22 protein-coding genes are annotated in these 17,300 nt (G+C 65.6%); 8 read left to right on the forward strand and 14 right to left on the reverse strand.

The window, feature by feature from the left end; all coding sequences use genetic code 11:
• Nucleotides 1–34: 34 nt before the first annotated feature.
• Nucleotides 35–472 (forward strand): GNAT family N-acetyltransferase, encoded by a 438-nt coding sequence (locus E5F05_RS18400; RefSeq protein WP_129120090.1) that lies wholly within the window; start codon nucleotides 35–37, stop codon nucleotides 470–472.
• On the opposite strand, the gene nrdR is transcribed toward E5F05_RS18400, so the two are convergent.
• From nrdR to E5F05_RS18445, 9 genes are all read right to left on the reverse strand, one after another.
• Complete coding sequence (nrdR, locus tag E5F05_RS18405) at nucleotides 469–921, reverse strand: transcriptional regulator NrdR (protein WP_129120091.1); 453 nt, start codon at nucleotides 919–921, stop codon at nucleotides 469–471. The two genes, E5F05_RS18400 and nrdR, sit on opposite strands and share 4 nt — an antisense overlap.
• Complete coding sequence (locus tag E5F05_RS18410) at nucleotides 918–1,631, reverse strand: SDR family NAD(P)-dependent oxidoreductase (RefSeq protein ID WP_129120092.1); 714 nt, start codon at nucleotides 1,629–1,631, stop codon at nucleotides 918–920. The genes nrdR and E5F05_RS18410 overlap by 4 nt, the downstream gene beginning before the upstream one ends.
• A 61-nt stretch (nucleotides 1,632–1,692) precedes the next feature.
• Entirely contained in the window at nucleotides 1,693–1,914 is a 222-nt protein-coding gene (locus E5F05_RS18415) for a hypothetical protein (RefSeq protein WP_129120093.1), read from the reverse strand.
• A 78-nt stretch (nucleotides 1,915–1,992) separates the two neighbouring features.
• A complete protein-coding gene (locus tag E5F05_RS18420; protein WP_129120094.1) occupies nucleotides 1,993–2,682 on the reverse strand; it encodes an NUDIX hydrolase in 690 nt (229 codons plus the stop codon).
• Complete coding sequence (gene dnaB, locus E5F05_RS18425; protein ID WP_129120095.1) at nucleotides 2,682–5,273, reverse strand: replicative DNA helicase; 2,592 nt, start codon at nucleotides 5,271–5,273, stop codon at nucleotides 2,682–2,684. The genes E5F05_RS18420 and dnaB overlap by 1 nt, the downstream gene beginning before the upstream one ends.
• 210 nt (nucleotides 5,274–5,483) lie before the next feature.
• The gene (locus E5F05_RS18430; protein WP_164973551.1) at nucleotides 5,484–5,873 is read right to left on the reverse strand and encodes a type II toxin-antitoxin system VapC family toxin; all 390 of its coding nucleotides are present in this window, start codon (nucleotides 5,871–5,873) and stop codon (nucleotides 5,484–5,486) included.
• Nucleotides 5,874–5,878: 5 nt separating this feature from the next.
• On the reverse strand, nucleotides 5,879–6,130 hold the full coding sequence (locus tag E5F05_RS18435) for an AbrB/MazE/SpoVT family DNA-binding domain-containing protein (RefSeq protein ID WP_129120097.1): 252 nt from the start codon (nucleotides 6,128–6,130) through the stop codon (nucleotides 5,879–5,881).
• 37 nt (nucleotides 6,131–6,167) lie between these two features.
• A complete protein-coding gene (locus tag E5F05_RS18440; RefSeq protein WP_129120098.1) occupies nucleotides 6,168–6,578 on the reverse strand; it encodes a PIN domain-containing protein in 411 nt (136 codons plus the stop codon).
• Nucleotides 6,578–6,829, reverse strand: a complete 252-nt coding sequence (locus tag E5F05_RS18445) for a type II toxin-antitoxin system Phd/YefM family antitoxin (protein ID WP_129120099.1) — start codon at nucleotides 6,827–6,829, stop codon at nucleotides 6,578–6,580. Before E5F05_RS18445 ends, E5F05_RS18440 begins: the two co-directional genes overlap by 1 nt.
• A gap of 229 nt (nucleotides 6,830–7,058) precedes the next feature.
• Here E5F05_RS18445 and E5F05_RS18450 point away from each other — a divergent pair, with 229 nt between their 5' ends.
• The 3 genes from E5F05_RS18450 (at nucleotide 7,059) to E5F05_RS18460 (ending at nucleotide 8,969) form a co-directional block, all read left to right on the forward strand.
• Nucleotides 7,059–7,475: a type II secretion system protein gene (locus tag E5F05_RS18450; RefSeq protein WP_129120100.1), complete on the forward strand. Its 417-nt coding sequence runs from the start codon at nucleotides 7,059–7,061 to the stop codon at nucleotides 7,473–7,475.
• Nucleotides 7,476–7,844: 369 nt separating this feature from the next.
• Nucleotides 7,845–8,291, forward strand: coding sequence for a hypothetical protein (locus E5F05_RS18455; protein ID WP_129120101.1), 447 nt, complete (start codon nucleotides 7,845–7,847; stop codon nucleotides 8,289–8,291).
• 87 nt (nucleotides 8,292–8,378) lie between these two features.
• Complete coding sequence (locus tag E5F05_RS18460; protein WP_129120102.1) at nucleotides 8,379–8,969, forward strand: hypothetical protein; 591 nt, start codon at nucleotides 8,379–8,381, stop codon at nucleotides 8,967–8,969.
• Between the two features lie 64 nt (nucleotides 8,970–9,033).
• Here E5F05_RS18460 and E5F05_RS18465 read toward each other — a convergent pair whose 3' ends face one another.
• The gene (locus tag E5F05_RS18465; RefSeq protein ID WP_129120103.1) at nucleotides 9,034–9,342 is read right to left on the reverse strand and encodes a CopG family antitoxin; all 309 of its coding nucleotides are present in this window, start codon (nucleotides 9,340–9,342) and stop codon (nucleotides 9,034–9,036) included.
• 378 nt (nucleotides 9,343–9,720) lie between these two features.
• Between E5F05_RS18465 and E5F05_RS18470 the strand changes: the two genes are divergently transcribed.
• A complete protein-coding gene (locus E5F05_RS18470; RefSeq protein ID WP_129120104.1) occupies nucleotides 9,721–10,269 on the forward strand; it encodes a DUF1802 family protein in 549 nt (182 codons plus the stop codon).
• 75 nt (nucleotides 10,270–10,344) lie between these two features.
• Here E5F05_RS18470 and E5F05_RS18475 read toward each other — a convergent pair whose 3' ends face one another.
• Nucleotides 10,345–10,812 carry a hypothetical protein gene (locus tag E5F05_RS18475; RefSeq protein WP_129120105.1) on the reverse strand — a complete coding sequence of 156 codons (468 nt, stop codon included), beginning with the start codon at nucleotides 10,810–10,812 and terminating at the stop codon, nucleotides 10,345–10,347.
• Nucleotides 10,813–10,991: 179 nt separating this feature from the next.
• Here E5F05_RS18475 and E5F05_RS18480 point away from each other — a divergent pair, with 179 nt between their 5' ends.
• From E5F05_RS18480 to E5F05_RS18490, 3 genes are read left to right on the forward strand one after another with little or no spacing between them, the layout of a single operon-like run.
• Nucleotides 10,992–11,747: a class I SAM-dependent DNA methyltransferase gene (locus E5F05_RS18480; protein ID WP_129120106.1), complete on the forward strand. Its 756-nt coding sequence runs from the start codon at nucleotides 10,992–10,994 to the stop codon at nucleotides 11,745–11,747.
• Nucleotides 11,738–12,721 carry an NAD(P)H-dependent glycerol-3-phosphate dehydrogenase gene (locus E5F05_RS18485; RefSeq protein ID WP_129120107.1) on the forward strand — a complete coding sequence of 328 codons (984 nt, stop codon included), beginning with the start codon at nucleotides 11,738–11,740 and terminating at the stop codon, nucleotides 12,719–12,721. Before E5F05_RS18480 ends, E5F05_RS18485 begins: the two co-directional genes overlap by 10 nt.
• Nucleotide 12,722: 1 nt before the next feature.
• Entirely contained in the window at nucleotides 12,723–13,280 is a 558-nt protein-coding gene (locus E5F05_RS18490; protein WP_241687225.1) for an HD domain-containing protein, read from the forward strand.
• 43 nt (nucleotides 13,281–13,323) lie between these two features.
• Here E5F05_RS18490 and E5F05_RS18495 read toward each other — a convergent pair whose 3' ends face one another.
• From E5F05_RS18495 to E5F05_RS18505, 3 genes are all read right to left on the reverse strand, one after another.
• Complete coding sequence (locus E5F05_RS18495; protein ID WP_129120109.1) at nucleotides 13,324–13,992, reverse strand: V-type ATP synthase subunit D; 669 nt, start codon at nucleotides 13,990–13,992, stop codon at nucleotides 13,324–13,326.
• 100 nt (nucleotides 13,993–14,092) lie between these two features.
• Entirely contained in the window at nucleotides 14,093–15,505 is a 1,413-nt protein-coding gene (locus E5F05_RS18500; protein ID WP_129120110.1) for a V-type ATP synthase subunit B, read from the reverse strand.
• Nucleotides 15,502–17,250 (reverse strand): V-type ATP synthase subunit A, encoded by a 1,749-nt coding sequence (locus E5F05_RS18505; protein ID WP_129120111.1) that lies wholly within the window; start codon nucleotides 17,248–17,250, stop codon nucleotides 15,502–15,504. Before E5F05_RS18505 ends, E5F05_RS18500 begins: the two co-directional genes overlap by 4 nt.
• Between the last annotated feature and the right edge of the window lie 50 nt (nucleotides 17,251–17,300).

The following is a 17,300-nucleotide window of genomic DNA, read 5'->3' on the forward strand; positions in this document are numbered from 1 at the left end:
TGTGCCGCTGGGGGCCAGGCCTCAGGCTGGACGGGTGACCTTCACCGTCCTCTCCGGCCCGCTGCCCGACCTTCCTGAACTGCTGGCCCTGTATGCGTCGGTCGGTTGGACGAGCTACACCCGCGATCCGGAGGCGCTGGCCCGCGCCGTCCGGCAGTCGGGTTTTGTTTGGACCGCGCGGGATAAGGCGGGCGAGTTGCTCGGCCTGGTGCGGGGCGTCACGGACGATGTGAGCATTCTGTATGTGCAGGACATCCTGGTGCGCCCGGACGGGCAACGCCGGGGCGTGGGTCGCGCCCTGCTGGAAGCCGTGCTGGAACGGTACGCCCAGGTGATGCAGATGGTGCTGCTGACCGACGACGGACCGGGGCAACTGGCCTTCTACCGGTCGCTGGGCTTCCACAACACGCGGGAACTCGTGAAGATGCCGACGAACGCCTTCTACCAGGACCGCCGTTTCAAGCTGTCCTAGCCGTCACCTTCCGCCTTCAGCCCCCGAATCTCCTCGATAAACCGCTCCAGGCTGTCAAAATCGCGGTAGACGCTGGCGAAGCGGATGTAGGCCACGTCGTCCAGGGGGCGCAAAAAGGTCATCGCGCGGCGGCCGATCTCCTCGCTCCCGATCTCGGACGCCCCCACCTCGTCCTCGAAGCCGTAGGCGAAGGCGCGCAGCAACTCGGGGTCCACCGGGCGTTTCTCGGTGGCGAGGGTCAGGCCGCGCAGCAGTTTGTCGGGGTTGAAGGCCTCGCGCTGGCCGCCGCGCTTGACCACCATCAGCGGTTCGAGTTGCGCGCGTTCGTAGGTGGTGAACCGCCGGGCGCAGCGCAGGCACTCGCGGCGGCGGCGGATGCTGGCCCCGTCGTCACTGGGGCGCGAATTGACGACCTTGGAGTCGGGGGCGGAGCAGTAGGGACACTTCAACGGGCATTCACTTCCGTGACGCGCAGCCTGGGAACGGACGGCAGGGGCACTTCCAGCACGTTGCCCCGCAGGTGGGCGAGGGCGGGCGTGGCGAGGGCCAGCACCGCGTCGGCCAGCGGACGGTCCAGGGCCTCGTCACCGCTGCTCGCGCGCGAGGGCAGGATCAGATTCACGCGCAGGTCCTCGTCGTGGGCATGTTCGACCAGGCCGCGCAGCGCCCCCCGCTGGGGGTACACCTGAAGGCCCGCCTCGTCCAGATGGGGGCCGACCAGGGTCAGCCAGGTCCCGACCAGGCGGCGGCGCACGATCTGGGCGATGGCGACGCTGCTCTTCACGTTGCAGTTGAACAGTTCCATCCACTCGCTCTCACTCAGCAGCGTGAAGTTGGTATGCGCGCGCTTGTCGGCCAGATGAACGATGCCGTGCAGCGCCCCGAAAATCTCCAGAATGCGGTTCTGTGCGCTGAGCCAGTCGAGCGGCACGCCCACGTCGGCCTTGATGGGGATGGCAGTGCCACCCGCGAGTTCCAGCCCGCTGGCGGCGACGGCCAGCGACTCGCTGTTTCCGCCGATCAGGACCACGCTCGCGCCCGCCCGGGCCAGCGCGGCGCTGATCGTCCGGCCATACCCCTGGTCCGCGCCGGTCACCGCGATGACCTGTCCAGTGAGCACCGGCCCGCTGCCAAAGGAAAGGGTGGAGGCCGCAGTCATACCCCCAGCATAGCGCCCCTCGGGGCAGTCTAAAGGTCGAACCGTCTAACGGTCCAACGGCTCAACCCGCGTTGGGAAGAGGCCGCAGAGCCTCGGTCGGCGGATCGCCCGCGCGGTGGCCCTTGCCACAGGGGTCGCACCAGTAGGCCTGGTCGCCGTCGCGCAGGTCGTAGAGGGTCAGCGGCTGACCGCAGGAGGGGCAGACGTGGGCGTACCCGCGTCCGCTGACGGGATAGACAGCGTCCCCCGGACGGAGGGACTTATTACGTAACGCCTGCTTCATATTCTGATGATAGCAGAAGAAGGCGGGGCGTGTCGCCTCCTCGCCGTGCAGCACGTTCCTTTTGCCAGGCCGCCGGAACTAGAGGTCCACCTCGTCGGTCGGCTCGTCCTGCAAGTCGGGCTGGACCGCACCCACGCCCACCCGCCGCCGCTTGCGGAGCATGGCGGGTTCCTTGTCCAGGTTGAACACGAAATGCCGGGGCCGCCGCTCGCGCAGCCAGGTTTCGAGGGCGACCAGACGGGGCCGGAAGCGGATGAACTCGCGCAACTGCCGGATGGGGACGAAGCGGGCCTCCTGCACGTCGCGGTCGGGGTCGCGGGGGGCCAGCGTGCCGCCCACCTCCCGCCCCGTGTAGAAGAACTGGAGGTGGTGCCCCCAGGTTTCCGCCTGGAACTCCACGATAAAGGCCAGATCGCGCAGCTCCACCACCAGCCCGGTTTCCTCGTAGGTTTCGCGGCGGGCACCCTCCTGCACCAGTTCTCCGGCCTCCAGGCCGCCTTTCGGCAGCGACCAGCGGCCCCGCTCGCGCACCAGCAGAATCTCGTCGCCACGCAGGACGATGCAGCCCACGCCGATGCGCGGGTCGGCCAGCGGGCGCCCCCGCTTCTGCCCGCGCTTGCTGGGCGGGGCGGGAATGGGCACACTCGTCGCGTTCGACACCTGACCGGGGGCTGGGGTGCTGTTCTGGCCCGGTGTGCGTCCCCGCCGACGCCGACGCCGCCGTTGCCCGCCCGCGCCGCCAGCAGCCACCTTCACGTCCTCCGGCATCAGACGCCCTCCGGCGCGAGGTCGTTGAAGCGGACGTGCGCGCTGTGGAACTGCAATTTGACCGTGCCGACCGGGCCGTTGCGCTGCTTGCCGATAATGATCTCGGCGATGCCCTGCTGATCGGTTTCCTTGTTGTAATACTCGTCGCGGTAAATAAACATCACAATATCTGCATCCTGTTCAATCGCACCTGATTCTCTCAAATCAGAGAGCATCGGTCTATGATTCGGCCGCTGTTCTACAGCACGGCTGAGCTGACTCAGAACAATAATCGGCACTTCCATTTCACGTGCCAGGCCCTTCAAACCGCGCGAAATGGTGCTGATCTCCTGCTGGCGGTTGTCGCTGCCGCCACTGCTCTTGCCGCCCGACATCAGTTGCAGGTAATCGATCACCACCAGCCCCAGCTGCCCGTGCTGCGCCGCGATGCGCCGGAGCTTGCTGCGCAGGGCATTCAGCGTCAGGTCCGGCTCGTCGTCGATCACCATCGGCGCGTCGGCCAGGCGGCCCGCGGCGTGGGCCAGGCGCTCGAAGTCGCGCTCGTTGAGCTGGCCGCTCCGGATACGATTCATGTCCACCCGCGCCTCGCTGCATAGCATGCGGAGGGCGAGCTGCACCGAGGGCATTTCCAGGCTGAAGACCGCCACCGTCTTCTCGCCGCGCAGGGCGACATTCTGGGCGATAGAGAGGGCGAAGGCCGTGTTGTGCAGGCAGATGTCGGCGGCGATGAAGTTCGCGTCCCCCGGCACCGTCAGGTCGTACACCTGCCGCTCGCCCACGTCCTCAATCTGAACGATATCGTCCCAGTACAGCGCGTCACTGCCCAACAGGGTGAGGTGGGGGTCGTCCAGGACGGCGGCGTAACGGGCAGCGCGAGACTGCGGGAGGCTGCGCCGGGTGTGGGCATTGAAGCCGGATTCGGTCTTCTCCCCGGCGGCGCGGGCGAGGGCCATCAAACTCAGCCCCCGTTCACCCGCCGCCCGCCGCACATGCACCCAGGCTCCGGCAGGCGGGTGGCCGACGTTGCTGCGGGTTCCGGCACTGACGGGAATGCGACGTTCCGCCTTCTCCCCCAGCCACCCGATCTGCGTCTGGTAATCCGCCACGCTGCGTGGGTCGGTGATCTCCACCCGCCAGGAACGCTCCCCCTTGCGCCACAGCTTGCTCACGATGCCGAAGCGCACCAGCGCGTGATGTACGTCGCGGGCCAACGCCTCACTCGCCACCGTGAACTCGATGCGGGCCTTCCCAGCCAGCGCGTAGATCGTCCCGTCGCAACTCAGCAGCACGCGGAGGAAGGCGGCGAGAGATGGGCGGGTGAGGGTCCAGACCACCGACGGAACCTGTTTGGCATCGGCGTGTTGGCCCGATACCCCGAGTTCGCGGAGCCACCCGGTCAGAGGGTTCGGACGGTCCTTGCGCTCTCCCGGCTGCCAGCGGCGGCTGAGGCGGTAATCATTGCCCGTCCGCGCGTCGGCGGCCATCTCCACTTCCGGAAACTCGGCGGCGAGGCACGCGCGGAAGTCCTCCACCAGGACGGGGTCGGCATTCGTCCAGCGGGGGCTACTCTGCGTCAGGCCCCCTTCGGCCAGCAGGTAGGCGAGGAGGCGCACACGCTCCGGGCTGAGGGCATCCTGCTGCCCGAAAACCGGGACCGCACGCGGCACGGCGATCCGGTCCCCGACCTTCAGGTCATAGAGGGGCGTCCAGCCGTCCACGCCCAGGAAGGGGTGGTGAGGGGTCGTTTCCACCACGCGGCCCGTGCGCGTCGTGACGCGGCGCACGGCCTTCACGCCGCTGTCAATCCACGCACCGACGCGCGACTCGCGCACCGTGCCGTCCGGAGTCACGCTCAGGACGGTCGGCAGTTGCCGCCGCACGAACGTCTCCACCGTGATTCGCTCCCCGGTCCCCGGCACGTCGATCAGGGTGCCCGCCGTCACGCACTTGCCCATCGAAGGCCGGGCCGCCAGAACGTTCAAACTCCCCTTCTGCAAGCCCGAAATCTGCTCGTCGAGGTCGCGGAAGCCGCTGCTCACGCCGTCGGGGATGCCCTTGTTCTGGTGCAGCAGGGTGATGTACTCGAAGGTGTCGTGGACCACCTCGCCCATCGCCTGGAAGGCCTCGCCCTTCTTCTTCTGCTCGGCCACCTCGAAGATCATCTTCTCGGCGCGGTCGAGCAGGTCTTCCAGCGGCAGTTGCCCGTCGTAGGCGAGCTGCATCGCCCTCCCCGACGCGCTGATGAGCTGGCGCAGCGTGTGCTTTTCCTGCACGATGCGCGCGTAGTGTTCGGCGTAGGCGGCGGTCGGCACCTGATCCGACAGGCCGATCAGGTAGGTTAGACCGCCCACCTCGTCGAGCTGCCCCTGCACGCGCAGATGCTCGCTGAGGGTCACCAGGTCCACGGGTTCGCCGCGTTCCTGAAGGGCGCGCATGCCGCTGAAAATCTTGCGGTGGCCTTCGCGGTAGAACATCTCGGGGGCCAGCGTGTCGCCCAGGCCGGTCAGCGTGTCGTTGTCGAGCAGGATGCTCCCCAGAACGCTGATCTCGGCGTCGTTGCTGTGCGGGGGAACGCGCGGTGTCAGTTCCATGCAGGGCCTTTCGCGCACGCGGCAGGAAAGCGCCGCCCGAACAAGTCGGGGCGCGCCGCGCGTGCAGAGGGTGAAGTGGAGTGGGGGCCAGTGATGAAGACGGGTCGCCCCATTCGCCCAGGGGAAACCGGGCCGAACTGCCGCGCATCATACCACTGCCGCCTGTCAGGAGGCTGACAGGTGACGGGGGGGGTAGCCCCCTGCGGGGGATCAGTCGTCCAGCACGTCCGCGCCCAGTTTTCGCAGGTCGCTGTCAAAGCTCGCCACCGGCAGGGCCAGCGTCCGGCCCAGAGCCGCAAGGTAGGCATCGGCGAAATCCACGCTCTGTTCCTTCAGCAGCCGCAGGGCCTCCGTCACCGCCTGTTCTTCCAGCGCGCCCACCCCCGGTAGGGCCAGCACTTTCAGCAGGCCGCCTGCTATTTCTGCACGGGGCAGCTTGTAAAAGGACTTCAGGGCGTAAAAGCACTCCGCGAGAATGGCGGGCGGAATGATGAGCTGGACTTCCCCACCCGCCGCACGATCAAACAGGGCGGAGGCGCGGGCAGTCAGGTCCGGGTGGTCCTCCAGCACGAAACGCAGAATGACATTGGCATCAATCACGACTCTCAAAGGCCATACTTCCTTGCCACCGCTTCCTCAACGGCGGCGCGTTCTTCAGCGCGAGTGGTGCCGGGCCGGGCCGCGTGTTTGAAAATCCCGCGCACGTCCTCCACCTTCGGCGTACGTTCCACCGACGCCGTAAAGCCGTTTTCCGTGAGGCTCAGAATCAGCCGATCCCCGGCTTGCAGATGCAATGCCTCGCGAATCTCGGCGGGAATCGTGACCTGTCCCTTACTCGTCAGTGTGGCGCGTTTCATCGGGCCTCCTGCCTTACAAGCCAGCACTGCCTTACCTTCAAGGAAGAAGCTGCCACCAGTCTTCTACCAGCAGGTCGGGGACGCGCGTGAACTCGGCAGTGTTGTGCGTGACGAGTGTCAGGTGGCGGGCGAGAGCCACACCCGCGAGTTGAAGGTCAAACGGCCCAATGGGTTTGCCAATGGCAGCGAGGTGGGCACGGAGGCGGGCCGTATGAGCAGCGTCGTGTGCATCGTAGGGCAATACGTGAAGATCACCGAGCAGCGCCGCCCAGACCTCACCGAATTTCTCGCGGGCGGCAGGCTTCCGCTCGAAGCCATACTCGATTTCCATCATCGTGACCGTACTGACGGCCAACCACGCAGGGGGCATCCGCTGAAAGCGCGACATGACCTGCGGATGCCGCTTAAAAAAGTCGCTGACGGTATTCGTATCCAGCAGGTAACGCATCAGAACAGGTCCCGCTCTGGCGCGGGCAGAACATCATTGCGGTCCACCTCGAACGCCTCGGGGTCATACTCGCCGCCCTGCATAAATCGCTGAACATCCCCGCTCCACTCGGTCCGTTCGCCATACGACAGGGGCACGAGCTTGGCCGCCGGTTTGCCGTTACGGGCGATTACCACCACTTCGCCGCCCTCGACAGCATCAACGAGTTTGCTGAACTGGTTCTTGGCGTCGTACAGGTTCACCGTCTGCATGATTCACCTCTTCTGGCCTAGTCTAGCCTAACCAGGAAGGTGAACTGTGAGGCTCCGGCATATTCCCCCAATACCCCCGCCGCCTGCCCATACCGTAAGAGTCCTGTTAGGCATTCCTGAATACCGTGATGCCAGCAAGGACGGGAGATACCCGCACCTGCCAGCGCTATAAGCGGCCCGAGGGACCTTCTCCCGATTCCTTTAACCCGACGGCCACCGAGGAGAGAACATGAAGAACGGAACCCAGGGCTTTACCCTCATCGAGCTGCTGATCGTGATTGCGATTATCGGGATTCTGGCGGCGGTTTTGATTCCGAACCTGCTGAACGCGCGCAAGGCGGCGAACAACAGCGCTGCTCAGAGCATTGCACGGAACGCAGTGACGCAAGCGGAATCTCTCCGCGCCAACAGTCAGCCGCTCTCCGGTACCACTGCGGCGACTGCGGTGAATTGCGCTACTGCTCCTGGTACCGGAGCCACGGCTGCTGGTCTGGGCATGACCCTTCCCCCGTCGGTTACGTCCTGCAAGGTTTACTCTGATGCCAACGCCAGTCACGCTTTGACGCAGAGCAGCAACGGCCAGTACTACTACTTCGATGGCCAAGCCCTGCAAGGTCCTGCGGCCACCGCACCGACCACTTGGTAAACGCCATATAACAACAGGGCGCAGTCTCAATGGCTGCGTCCTTCGCTATGTACAACCCTCGAGTAGCTCACGGGTGAGACATAGGTCATGTTTCCCACGTACTCCCGCTCCCCTTGTCGCAGAGGGTGAACTCTTCCCCAGAGACGACCCCCTTTGCTCCTACCAACACCCGCAGTAAGAATTCTGTGAGTGATTTTTCTCCATTTTATGTGTAGTACTCTGACGAAGCGAGGAGATGAGGTCGGTCTTATGGATCGTCTACCTATCAGGGAAGAGATGCCGGTGTTCCGCTTCCCAGAAAAGCCTCTCTCACTAGCACTATGAGTACCGGTTTTCGTTGTGAGAACCAGCTTCACAAAGGAGTGTTTTATGCGTAAAGTTGCTTCCCTGCTGGCCGCCCTCATCCTCTCTAGCCCTGTCCTTGCCATTAACTCCACCCAAACTGATTATGATCACGCAAGCGCTGACGTGATAGCCAGTGGTAGCATCGGTGATGGCGTGAGCTTTACTATTGACGAGAGCCAGGTTACCCTGCCTGTCGGTCAGATGAAGCCCGGCGCGACTTACACCGTCAACATTCCCGTTCAGAACACGAGTGCCAACAGCATTGACGCCACTGCCACCGCCACCACCACCGACGGTGCTACTTATGTTGCTAACGTTGACGGCACGGGGACCAGCTCGGCAACTATCGGCGCTGGGGCCACCGGGAACCTGATCTTCAGGGTAACCCTCAGCAGCAATGCCAACGTGCCCGCTGGTGCCACTGTGACCATCAAGTTCACAGTGAACGGCACCTTCACTCCTGCTTCCTGAGAGCCGCAGGGGGTCGCGGGACATAATTTCATAACAGGCCCAGCTTGAGCAGGACGAGTATAGCTCGTCCTGCTCTCATAGGAAGTCATGAAAAAAATCTTACTGTTACTCCTTAGCCTTCTCGGAGATGCGAGCGCACAAATCATAGCGCCCGGAGTCAAAATTACCGTAACGCCAGGACAGCCCCTCAAGTACGAAGTTGCTCAGAAGATTCTTGTGCAACCCAATCGCCTGGAAACTCGCCTTCCAAGCGGATACACGGTCGGAACGCTAGTTATTACGCTCTTCAGCGAGGTGAATGCAGAAGTCCTATTGAAATTCAGTGACCCACGCTTGGCGATGCGAGGGAGTACCGACTCTCCCTTGAGTCTTGCCGCCTACAGCCCCCAAAGCGTGACGCTCATAGCCAACGGAGCGCATAGCGGCACCATCACTATCAGCAATACCGAAGGGAAGGTGCTGGCGCAGGTCCCTTATACCGTTGCACCCACTAAAACAGTGAATCAGAGTGTCTCCCTCAACTACTCTCCTACGACAGACTGGGGGAGTGCCACATACAGTATCAGCGGCGTCCCACAGTCCATCCTCGACCCCCGCTGGAATATCAACTTCAACGTGAACGTCAGGCCCAATACTGGAAAAGTGGGCGGCAGTGTTGGCATAAGCATCAACTGGTAATCCTGCTCGGTTGCGATGGATGCCTTGCAGCAGACGGTGCGGATCGGGGCCTGAACCAGCCAAGTCAAATTACCCCCAGCCGCTTCTCTTCCTCGTACACTCTTTCCAGCACGAACTCCTTGAGGAGTGTCTGGTAGGAGGTACCTTTCAGCTCTGCGAGGTGGCACAATCTCCGTTCCAGATCGGTGCCGAGGCGGATGCTGGTGGGGCGGGACTTGCGGGGGCGGGTGGGGAGCAAAAGGTCAGTGTTGGTGTGTTCTCGGCTGAGCAGGTGTTCGGCCAGGGAGTGCGTGCCCCAAAACTCCGCCTCCTCGGCTTCGCTGGTAAAGGCGGGAATCTGGCTCATATCGGTAATGATGGTGAACTCACTCATGGGGGTCATCTCCGGTAAGCGCGGCGCTCGCTCGCATTGGCTTCACGGGCGGTGACGACCCGAAAAAGGTCGCCGCGCCGGGTGAGGATGATGGTCAGGAGACGGCCCCCTCGGTCTTCCCGGTCACGGCCTGACGGCGTTCACCGTTCTGGGCGCGGTAAGCCGGAGTAGCCACGCGGTTGAGTACGGTGGCGGCCTCTTCCGCTTCTTCAGGGTCAACACTAGGCCACGCGACATCGTCAATGCTGACAGCATCCCAGTCGAACCTTACAGCCTACCCTTAACACTTTTGTAGCTATAAACATCTCCAAGTACAGAAGAAGCGGAAGGCTGGAGCGGCCTCCTCTACCCCCTCTCTCCCCGCGCTACCCTCTCCCCATGACCTCCTCCGCCCTCAAAGAATGGGATACCCAGTGTCAGGCGCTCACCTCGGGCGAGACGGCCCTCCTGATCCGCAAGGGCGGCATCATGGAGACGCACGCCGGTTTCGAGGTCGAACACCGCGAATTCCTCCTCTACCCGACCTTCCTGCACCAGAACCCCGCCGAGCTGCGGCCGGACTTTCTGCCGCTGCTGCGCGACGATCCCCAGCCGGGCCGCCTCGTGCTTCCGGCGCTGGCGGAGGTCGTGGCAGTCCATAAGGTCGAGTCGCTGGAACAGGCACTGGCGCTGGAGCCGTACCAGGCGCTGACGGCGGGGGCCATCGAGCGGCGCTTTCACTACCGGGGCCGCCCCTGGGTCCACGCGCTGCTGCTGCGGGTACGCCCACTGCGGGAACCACTGGTGCTGACGGAAACGCCGGAAATGCTCGGCTGCGTGAGCTGGGTGCCGCTGCCGGATGTGGCGCCAGACGCGGGGGCGCCCGTGCTGGATGAGACGGAGCTGGCGCGCCTCCGGGCAGGAGTGGAGGCGGCAGTCAGCCGTTAGCTTTCCCAAGGGCTGACGGCTGACCGCCCAAAAGAAGAAGGAGGCCCGTAAGCCTCCTCCGTCTCGCCGCCGCGCTTACTGCGGGTTGATGGCGTCGAGGTCGTAGTTGTTCAGGATGGTGGTCTGGATGTCGGGCGTGCCGTTGTAGATGTTCCAGCCGTACTTGGTGCCGCTGAAGAACTGGTTGTCGCGCCCAGCGTACACCAGCAATTTGCCGTTGTCGCGGCTGAGGACCACGTCCCCGGTGTTGAAGCGGCCGTCATTGTTGGCGTCGCGGAAGACGATCACGCGATAGGTGCCGTAGGGCACGTTGCGGGGCAGGGCCAGGGTGTAGCCGCCCGACAGGAACTTGTCGATCACCTGGGGTTCGGTCCCCACAGCGGTGTACTGGCCGTTGTTGTAGCCCACCACCGCCAGGCCGAGGTTCTGGTTGGGGCTGAAGCCGCGCAACTGCCCCGACACGGCGGCGCTGCGGGTGCCGAAGATGCTGCACGAGCTGAGGGCGACGGTTCCGAGGGCGGCCACGGCAAGGATCTTTTTCATGGGATACCTCCTTGGTTACTCCATTCACCGTACCCAGGCAAGCGCGACCATCGCTACGGGGCAACCTTTCCCGCTGGACTCATGGTTTGCTCACGGAGGGGCAGTCGGGCCGGGGAAAGCTGACGCGGCCTTTAGGGGTTGGGGGCCAGGCGGGGGAGTGGGCGGCTATAGTGACGGTCATGCACCAACGCCCCTTTACTGCCCTGGCCGCCGTCTACGACGCGATCATGGCGGACGTGGAGTATGACCACTGGGCGGACTTCGTGTTGACCTACGCGCGTGACGGGGGGCTGGAGGTCCGTTCGGCGCTCGATCTGGCTTGCGGCACCGGAGGCTTCACGCTGGAACTGTGGCGGGCGGGCTTGTGGGTGCATGGCGTGGACGGCAGCCCGGAGATGCTGGAGGTGGCGCGCGAGCGCCTGCCCGCCGAGGTCACGTTGAGCGTGGGCGACCTGCGGACCTTCGAGCTGGGCGAGACGTTTGATCTGGTTACCTGCGTGTTCGACAGCCTGAACAACCTGCTGACTTCCGCGGGGCTGGGACTGGCTCTCGGGCGGATGCGCGCGCACCTGCGGCCCGGGGGCCTGCTCGCCTGCGACCTGAACACCCGGCTGGGCGTGCGGGAGCTGTGGGAGGAGAACGCCATCGAGGGGCTGGCCCAGACCGAGGACGGCCGCGAGGTGCATTACCACTGGTCGCACCAGTACGACGCCCAGGCCGACGTGGGCGTGGTGCAGGCCTTCTGCCGGGTGGAGGACGGCGCGGGCGGCTGGGAGGAATTCACCGAGGAACACCGCGAGCGCGGGTATGACCCGGCGGACCTCGAACCGCTGCTGACGGCGGCAGGCTTCGCGCGCTGGGAAATCGTGGAGTACCCCGACTATGCGCCGCCCTCGGCCGACACTCCCCGGGTCTGGGTGTTCGCATGGGCCTGAAGGTGCCCGTGCTGGGCGCGGGGGGCTGGGGCACGGCCCTGGCGGTGACGGCGACCCGGGCGGGCCGGGAGGCGGCGCTCTGGACACGGCGGGCCGACTTCGCCGCGCGGCTGGCTGCAGAGCGCGAGAACCGCGAGTATCTGCCGGGCGTGCCGCTGCCGGAGGAGGTGAGCGTGACGCCCGACCTGGGCCGGGCCGTGGCCGGAGCCAGCTTTGCCTTGATCGTCGTGCCGAGTGTGGGCGTGCCGGACCTGCTGGCCGCGTTGCCCCGCGAGCTGGGCGTGGTGCTGTGTGCCAAGGGCCTCGCGCCGGACGGGGGACGGCTGACCGATCTGGCGCGCGGGCTGGGCTTTGCGCGGGTGGCTGTCCTGAGCGGCCCCAACCACGCGGAGGAGATCGGCCGGGGCCTTCCCGCCGCGACGGTCGTGGCGAGCACGGACCCGGCGCTGGCAGGTGAGGTGCAGGCGGCCCTCCTCTCCCCTTCCCTGCGGGTGTACACCAGCAGCGACGTGGTCGGCGTGGAACTCGGCGGCGTGCTGAAAAACGTGATCGCGCTCGCGGCGGGCCTGGTGGACGGGTTGAACCTGGGCGACAACGCGAAGGCGGCGCTGATGACCCGTGGCCTGCGCGAGATGAGCCGGTATCTGGTTTCGCAGGGCGCGCACGAGGACACGGTGTACGGCCTGAGCGGTCTGGGCGATCTGGTGGCGACCGCGACCAGCCGACACAGCCGCAACCGCGCCGCCGGAGAAGCCATTGCCCGAGGCGACCGTTCCTTTATTGGGCCGCAGCAGGGCGGCAAGGTCGTGGAGGGCTTGCGGACGGCGGGGCTGCTGGACGCCTGGGCCAGCGCCCACGGCCATGACCTTCCCATCGTGCGGGCGGTGGCAAAGGTGGCGAGCGGCGAGTGGACGCCGGACGCAGGCGTCGTCAGTCTGATGGGCCGGGATGCGAAGGCCGAACTGGAGGGCTGAGGTGAGCCTGGCCGAACAGGCCGAAGCCTTCGCGCTGCCGTTTTACGCTGAGGCGCACCGGGCCTACCACAACGCGGCCCACGTGCGCGCCCTGCTCACAGCCCTCGACTCAAGCGGCGTGCTGACGCCCACGCTGGCGCTGGCCGCCTGGGGCCACGACCTGATCTACGATCCCCGGGCGCAGGACAACGAGGAATGCAGCGCGCAAGCGTTCGGGGCGTGGCTGAATTCGCATGGGGCAGACGGGGCGCTGGTTCAGGAAGTCACGGCCCTGATCCTCGCCACCCGCCACACGGCCCCGCCGCAGACCCGGGCGGAAGCCCTGCTGGTGGACGCCGACCTCAGCATCCTGGGCGCGGACGCGCTCACCTTCGCCGCCTACGAAGCCGCCATCCGCCAGGAATACGCCTTCGTCCCCGACGCCGAGTACCGTGAGGGGCGGGCACGGGTGTTGCGGGGCTTTCTGGAACGGGGGCGGATTTACGTGACGCCGGAGTTCGCGGGACTGGAGAAGCAGGCACGGGCAAACCTCGCGGCCGTTCTCGCCCGGTTGGCATAGAAAAAACCGCCCCACGGAGAGGCGGTCTGCTGGCTCTAGGCGTTCAGTCGGCAGCCGTGCCGTGCTGACCCGCCTGGACGTTTTCCTCGTTCTTCTCGCGTTCGAGTTTCGCCTTGATCTTCTTCAGGCGGAAGCTCTCCTCGCGTTCGCGCTGGTCGAGCACCCCGCGAATGAAGCGGATGTCGTCCTGAATGCCGGGGATCACGACCTGCTCCAGCGCGTTCACACGCCGGGAGGTCTTCTTGATCTCCTCACCGATGCGGCGCAGCTTCGTCTCGGTCGCGGCGACCTTCACGATGGCCTCCATCACGCCGCCGAAATCGGTCGCGGCCTGGATGGTGCGCGCCCCGACGTTGATCGGGCTGAAGCTGGCCTGCTGCGTGCGCTCGGGGACGTTGATGCGGGGCACCTTCACGCCGTAGATGCTCTCGATCTGCATATCGACGGCGTAATCGCCCGTCCCCGCCAGACTGAGGCTCTCCACCGCTTCCGGGCTGTCCCACGCTTTCGCGCCGAACAGGCTGGTGTAGGCCCCCTTGCTGACGCCCGCGAGCTGCTCGCGCGCGCTCAAAGCGTCCTTCACCAGCGCGAAGAACTCCCCGATCAGCGCGTCCCGCTTGCGCTTGAGGAGGTCCGCGCCGCCGGTCGCCGTCTTGAGGCTGGCCTTGCTGGCCAAAAGGGCGCTGCGGGTGGGACTGATCTGTCCTGCCATATGTTCACCTCCTTCGTCGGTGAAGCTTTCAGCGGTCAGCTTTCAGCAAGCAGCGGCTGATGCTTCAGCTTACCCTACTGACCACTGATAGCTGACGGCTTTAAATCCTGCTCCCCCGCCACATCTCGTCGATCTTCTCCCCGTAGTACTTGTCGATGCTGTCCTTCGACAGACGGGTGAGCTGGCTCTGCGGCAGCTTGGAGAGGATGCCCCAGGCGACGGTCAGGCTGTCGTCGATGCTGCGGTCCTGGTTGCCCTGGCCGATGAAGTAGTTCTCGAAGTCGTCGGCAAAACGCAGGTACAGCTTGTCCGTCTCGGTCAGCGCGTCCTCACCGGTGATGGCGACGAGCTTGCGCAGGTCCAGGCCGTTGGCGTAGGCGGCGAAGAGCTGGTCGGACACGTTCTTGTGGTCCGCGCGGGTCTTGCCCTTGCCGATGCCGTTGCCCTGGAGACGGGACAGCGAGGGCAGCGGGTTGATCGGCGGGAACACGCCCTTGGCGTTCAGGCCACGGTCCACCACGATCTGCCCTTCGGTGATGTAGCCGGTCAGGTCGGGGATGGGGTGGGTGATGTCGTCGTCGGGCATCGAGAGGATCGGAATCTGGGTGACCGAACCGGGCTTGTCCTGCACCACGCCCGCGCGCTCGTAGAGGGACGCCAGGTCGGTGTACATGTAGCCGGGGAAGCCGCGGCGACCAGGAATCTCCTCGCGCGCGCCGCCGATTTCACGCAGCGCCTCGCAGTAGTTCGTCATGTCGGTCAGGATCACCAGCACGTGGTAGCCGTGCTCGAACGCCAGGTACTCGGCGGTCGTCAGGGCCATGCGCGGCGTCAGCAGACGCTCGACGGCGGGGTCGTCGGCGCGGTTCAGGAACAGCACCGAGCGGGCCAGCGCGCCGGTGCGCTCGAACTCCTGGGTGAAGAACGAGACTTCGCGCTGGGTCAGGCCCATCGCGGCGAACACCACCGCGAAGTCGCCCTCGTGGCCGGGCACCTTCGCCTGACGAGCGATCTGCGCGGCGAGTTCGTTGTGGGGCAGACCCGAGCCGGAAAAGATCGGGAGCTTCTGCCCGCGGATCAGCGACGTGTTCACGTCAATGGTGCTGATGCCGGTCTGGATGAACTCCTCGGGCTTGGCCCGGGCGGCGGGGTTCATCGGCTCGCCGTTGATGCTGAGCCGCTTTTCCGCGACCACCTGCGGCAGCCCGTCGATGGGGCGGCCCAGGCCGTCGAAGCGGCGGCCGATCATTTCCTTGGAGACGCCCAGGCGGGCCACGTCCTCCACCAGGCTCACGCTGGCGGTGGCGAGGTCCAGCCCGCGCGTTTCCTCGAACACCTGGATGACGGCGTTCTGGTCGGACACGCTGATGACCTGCCCGCCGCGCGTCCGGCCGGTGCCGTCCTTGATGTCCACGATGGCCCCGTAGGCGAGGTCCGAGGCCGCGTTCACGAACAGCAGCGGTCCGGAGATGTACGCGACATCGTTGTATTCCTTCTTCAGGAGGCTGGTCACGCTCTTACTCCTTTGAACGTGGTGTCGAGTTCGTTCATCACGCTGTCACTGTAGGCCGCGAAGTCCGCCTCGGGCACGTAGCGCGCTCGGGAAAGCTTCTCGATCACGGGGTTCTGGATGATCTCGTCGATGGTGGCCCCATTTCGGAGCGCCGCTTCGGCCTCGTCGTAGAACTTCAGCATCATCTTCATCAGGCCGTAGTTCTTGGGCATCGAGGCGCTGGCGTCCACCGGGTCGAAGCCGTTCTGCTGGAGGAAGTCCTGGCGCAGCATCCGGCCCGCCTCGATCACCAGACGCTCCTGGTCCTGAAGCGCGTCGGGACCGACGAGCTGCACGACTTCCTGGAGGGAGGCTTCCTGCTGGAGGATGTTGCCGATGCGCTGGCGCAGCTCCGGGAAGTCCTGGCCGACGTTCTCGCGGTACCAGGAGTCCAGGATCGGCGTGAACAGGCTGTAGGAGCCGTTCCAGTTGATCGCCGGGAAGTGACGGCGCCGCGCCAGGCCCGCGTCCAGACGCCAGAAGGCCCCGGTGATGCGCAGGGTCGCCTGCGTGACGGGTTCGGACATGTCGCCGCCCGCCGGGCTGACCGCGCCGATCACGCTGACCGCGCCGTCCTCGCCCGCCAGGGTCTTGACGGCCCCCGCGCGCTCGTAGAACGCCGCCAGCTTGGCGCCCAGGTAGGGCGGGTAGCCTTCTTCGGCGGGCATCTCTTCCAGGCGGGAGGAGATCTCGCGGAGCGCCTCGGCCCAGCGGCTGGTGGAGTCGGCCATCAGCGAGACGCTGTAGCCCTGGTCGCGGAAGTATTCCGCCAGCGTGATGCCGGTGTACACCGAAGCTTCACGCGCCGCCACCGGCATGTTGGAGGTGTTGGCGATCAGGATGGTGCGGTGCATGAGGGGCCCGCCGGTCTTGGGGTCTTCCAGTTCCGGGAACTCCACCAGCACGTCGGTCATCTCGTTGCCGCGCTCGCCGCAGCCCACGTACACCACGATGTCGGCGTTGCCGTACTTCGCCACCGACTGCTGCGTCACGGTCTTGCCCGAGCCGAAGGGGCCGGGAATCGCCGCCGCGCCGCCCATCACCAGCGGGAACAGCACGTCGAGAATCCGCATCCCGGTGAGGAAGGGCAGGCTGGGGTCGAGCTTCTGGGCGACCGGACGCGGCGCGCGCACCGGCCAGTAGTGCGCCAGGCGCAGCTCGCTGCCGTCTTCGAGGCGCGCGATGGTGTCGTCGATGGTGTACTCGCCCGCCGGGGCAACCCAGGTCAGCTTGCCGCTCTTGTCGGGCGGCGTCAGAATCTTGTGGGTGAAGCTGAATTCCGGCACGGTGCCCAGGATGGCGCTGCCCGTGACGGTATCGCCCGCCTGCACCGTGGGGGTAAAGGCCCACTTCTTGGTGCGGTCGAGGCTCGACACCTCGATGCCGCGCGCGATGAAGTCGCCCGAAGCCTCGCGGATCTTGTCGAGGGGGCGCTGAATGCCGTCGTAGATGCCGTTGAGCATCCCCGGCCCCAGCTCCACGCTGAGCGGGAGGCCGGTGGTTTCGACCGGTTCACCCACGGTCAGGCCGCTGGTGTCCTCGTACACCTGCACGAAGGCGGTGTCGCCGTCAAGGCGGATGATCTCGCCCACCAGGCGTTCCTTGCCCACGCGCACGATGTCGTACATCTTCGCGCCGTACATCCCGTCCGCGATCACGGCCGGTCCGGCGATGTTCTGCACGACGCCCTGCTTGTTCTGCGTCATTGTGTCTCCTTCGGAGAGGTCCAAGAGTCTAAAAGTCGAGCGGTCAAACA

Origin of the sequence: Deinococcus metallilatus, from assembly GCF_004758605.1 — a bacterium.
GTDB lineage: Bacteria > Deinococcota > Deinococci > Deinococcales > Deinococcaceae > Deinococcus > Deinococcus metallilatus.

What these genes read in the sequence shown, in the direction of transcription:
- E5F05_RS18410 (WP_129120092.1), bottom strand. Translation starts at nt 1,631, where the DNA reads ATGACTGCGGCCTCCACCCTTTCCTTTGGCAGCGGGCCGGTGCTCACT.
- E5F05_RS18415 (WP_129120093.1), bottom strand. Translation starts at nt 1,914, where the DNA reads ATGAAGCAGGCGTTACGTAATAAGTCCCTCCGTCCGGGGGACGCTGTC.
- E5F05_RS18420 (WP_129120094.1), bottom strand. Translation starts at nt 2,682, where the DNA reads ATGCCGGAGGACGTGAAGGTGGCTGCTGGCGGCGCGGGCGGGCAACGG.
- dnaB (WP_129120095.1), bottom strand. Translation starts at nt 5,273, where the DNA reads ATGGAACTGACACCGCGCGTTCCCCCGCACAGCAACGACGCCGAGATC.
- E5F05_RS18435 (WP_129120097.1), bottom strand. Translation starts at nt 6,130, where the DNA reads ATGAAACGCGCCACACTGACGAGTAAGGGACAGGTCACGATTCCCGCC.
- E5F05_RS18440 (WP_129120098.1), bottom strand. Translation starts at nt 6,578, where the DNA reads ATGCGTTACCTGCTGGATACGAATACCGTCAGCGACTTTTTTAAGCGG.
- E5F05_RS18445 (WP_129120099.1), bottom strand. Translation starts at nt 6,829, where the DNA reads ATGCAGACGGTGAACCTGTACGACGCCAAGAACCAGTTCAGCAAACTC.
- E5F05_RS18450 (WP_129120100.1), top strand. Translation starts at nt 7,059, where the DNA reads ATGAAGAACGGAACCCAGGGCTTTACCCTCATCGAGCTGCTGATCGTG.
- E5F05_RS18455 (WP_129120101.1), top strand. Translation starts at nt 7,845, where the DNA reads ATGCGTAAAGTTGCTTCCCTGCTGGCCGCCCTCATCCTCTCTAGCCCT.
- E5F05_RS18460 (WP_129120102.1), top strand. Translation starts at nt 8,379, where the DNA reads ATGAAAAAAATCTTACTGTTACTCCTTAGCCTTCTCGGAGATGCGAGC.
- E5F05_RS18465 (WP_129120103.1), bottom strand. Translation starts at nt 9,342, where the DNA reads ATGAGTGAGTTCACCATCATTACCGATATGAGCCAGATTCCCGCCTTT.
- E5F05_RS18470 (WP_129120104.1), top strand. Translation starts at nt 9,721, where the DNA reads ATGACCTCCTCCGCCCTCAAAGAATGGGATACCCAGTGTCAGGCGCTC.
- E5F05_RS18475 (WP_129120105.1), bottom strand. Translation starts at nt 10,812, where the DNA reads ATGAAAAAGATCCTTGCCGTGGCCGCCCTCGGAACCGTCGCCCTCAGC.
- E5F05_RS18480 (WP_129120106.1), top strand. Translation starts at nt 10,992, where the DNA reads ATGCACCAACGCCCCTTTACTGCCCTGGCCGCCGTCTACGACGCGATC.
- E5F05_RS18485 (WP_129120107.1), top strand. Translation starts at nt 11,738, where the DNA reads ATGGGCCTGAAGGTGCCCGTGCTGGGCGCGGGGGGCTGGGGCACGGCC.
- E5F05_RS18495 (WP_129120109.1), bottom strand. Translation starts at nt 13,992, where the DNA reads ATGGCAGGACAGATCAGTCCCACCCGCAGCGCCCTTTTGGCCAGCAAG.
- E5F05_RS18505 (WP_129120111.1), bottom strand. Translation starts at nt 17,250, where the DNA reads ATGACGCAGAACAAGCAGGGCGTCGTGCAGAACATCGCCGGACCGGCC.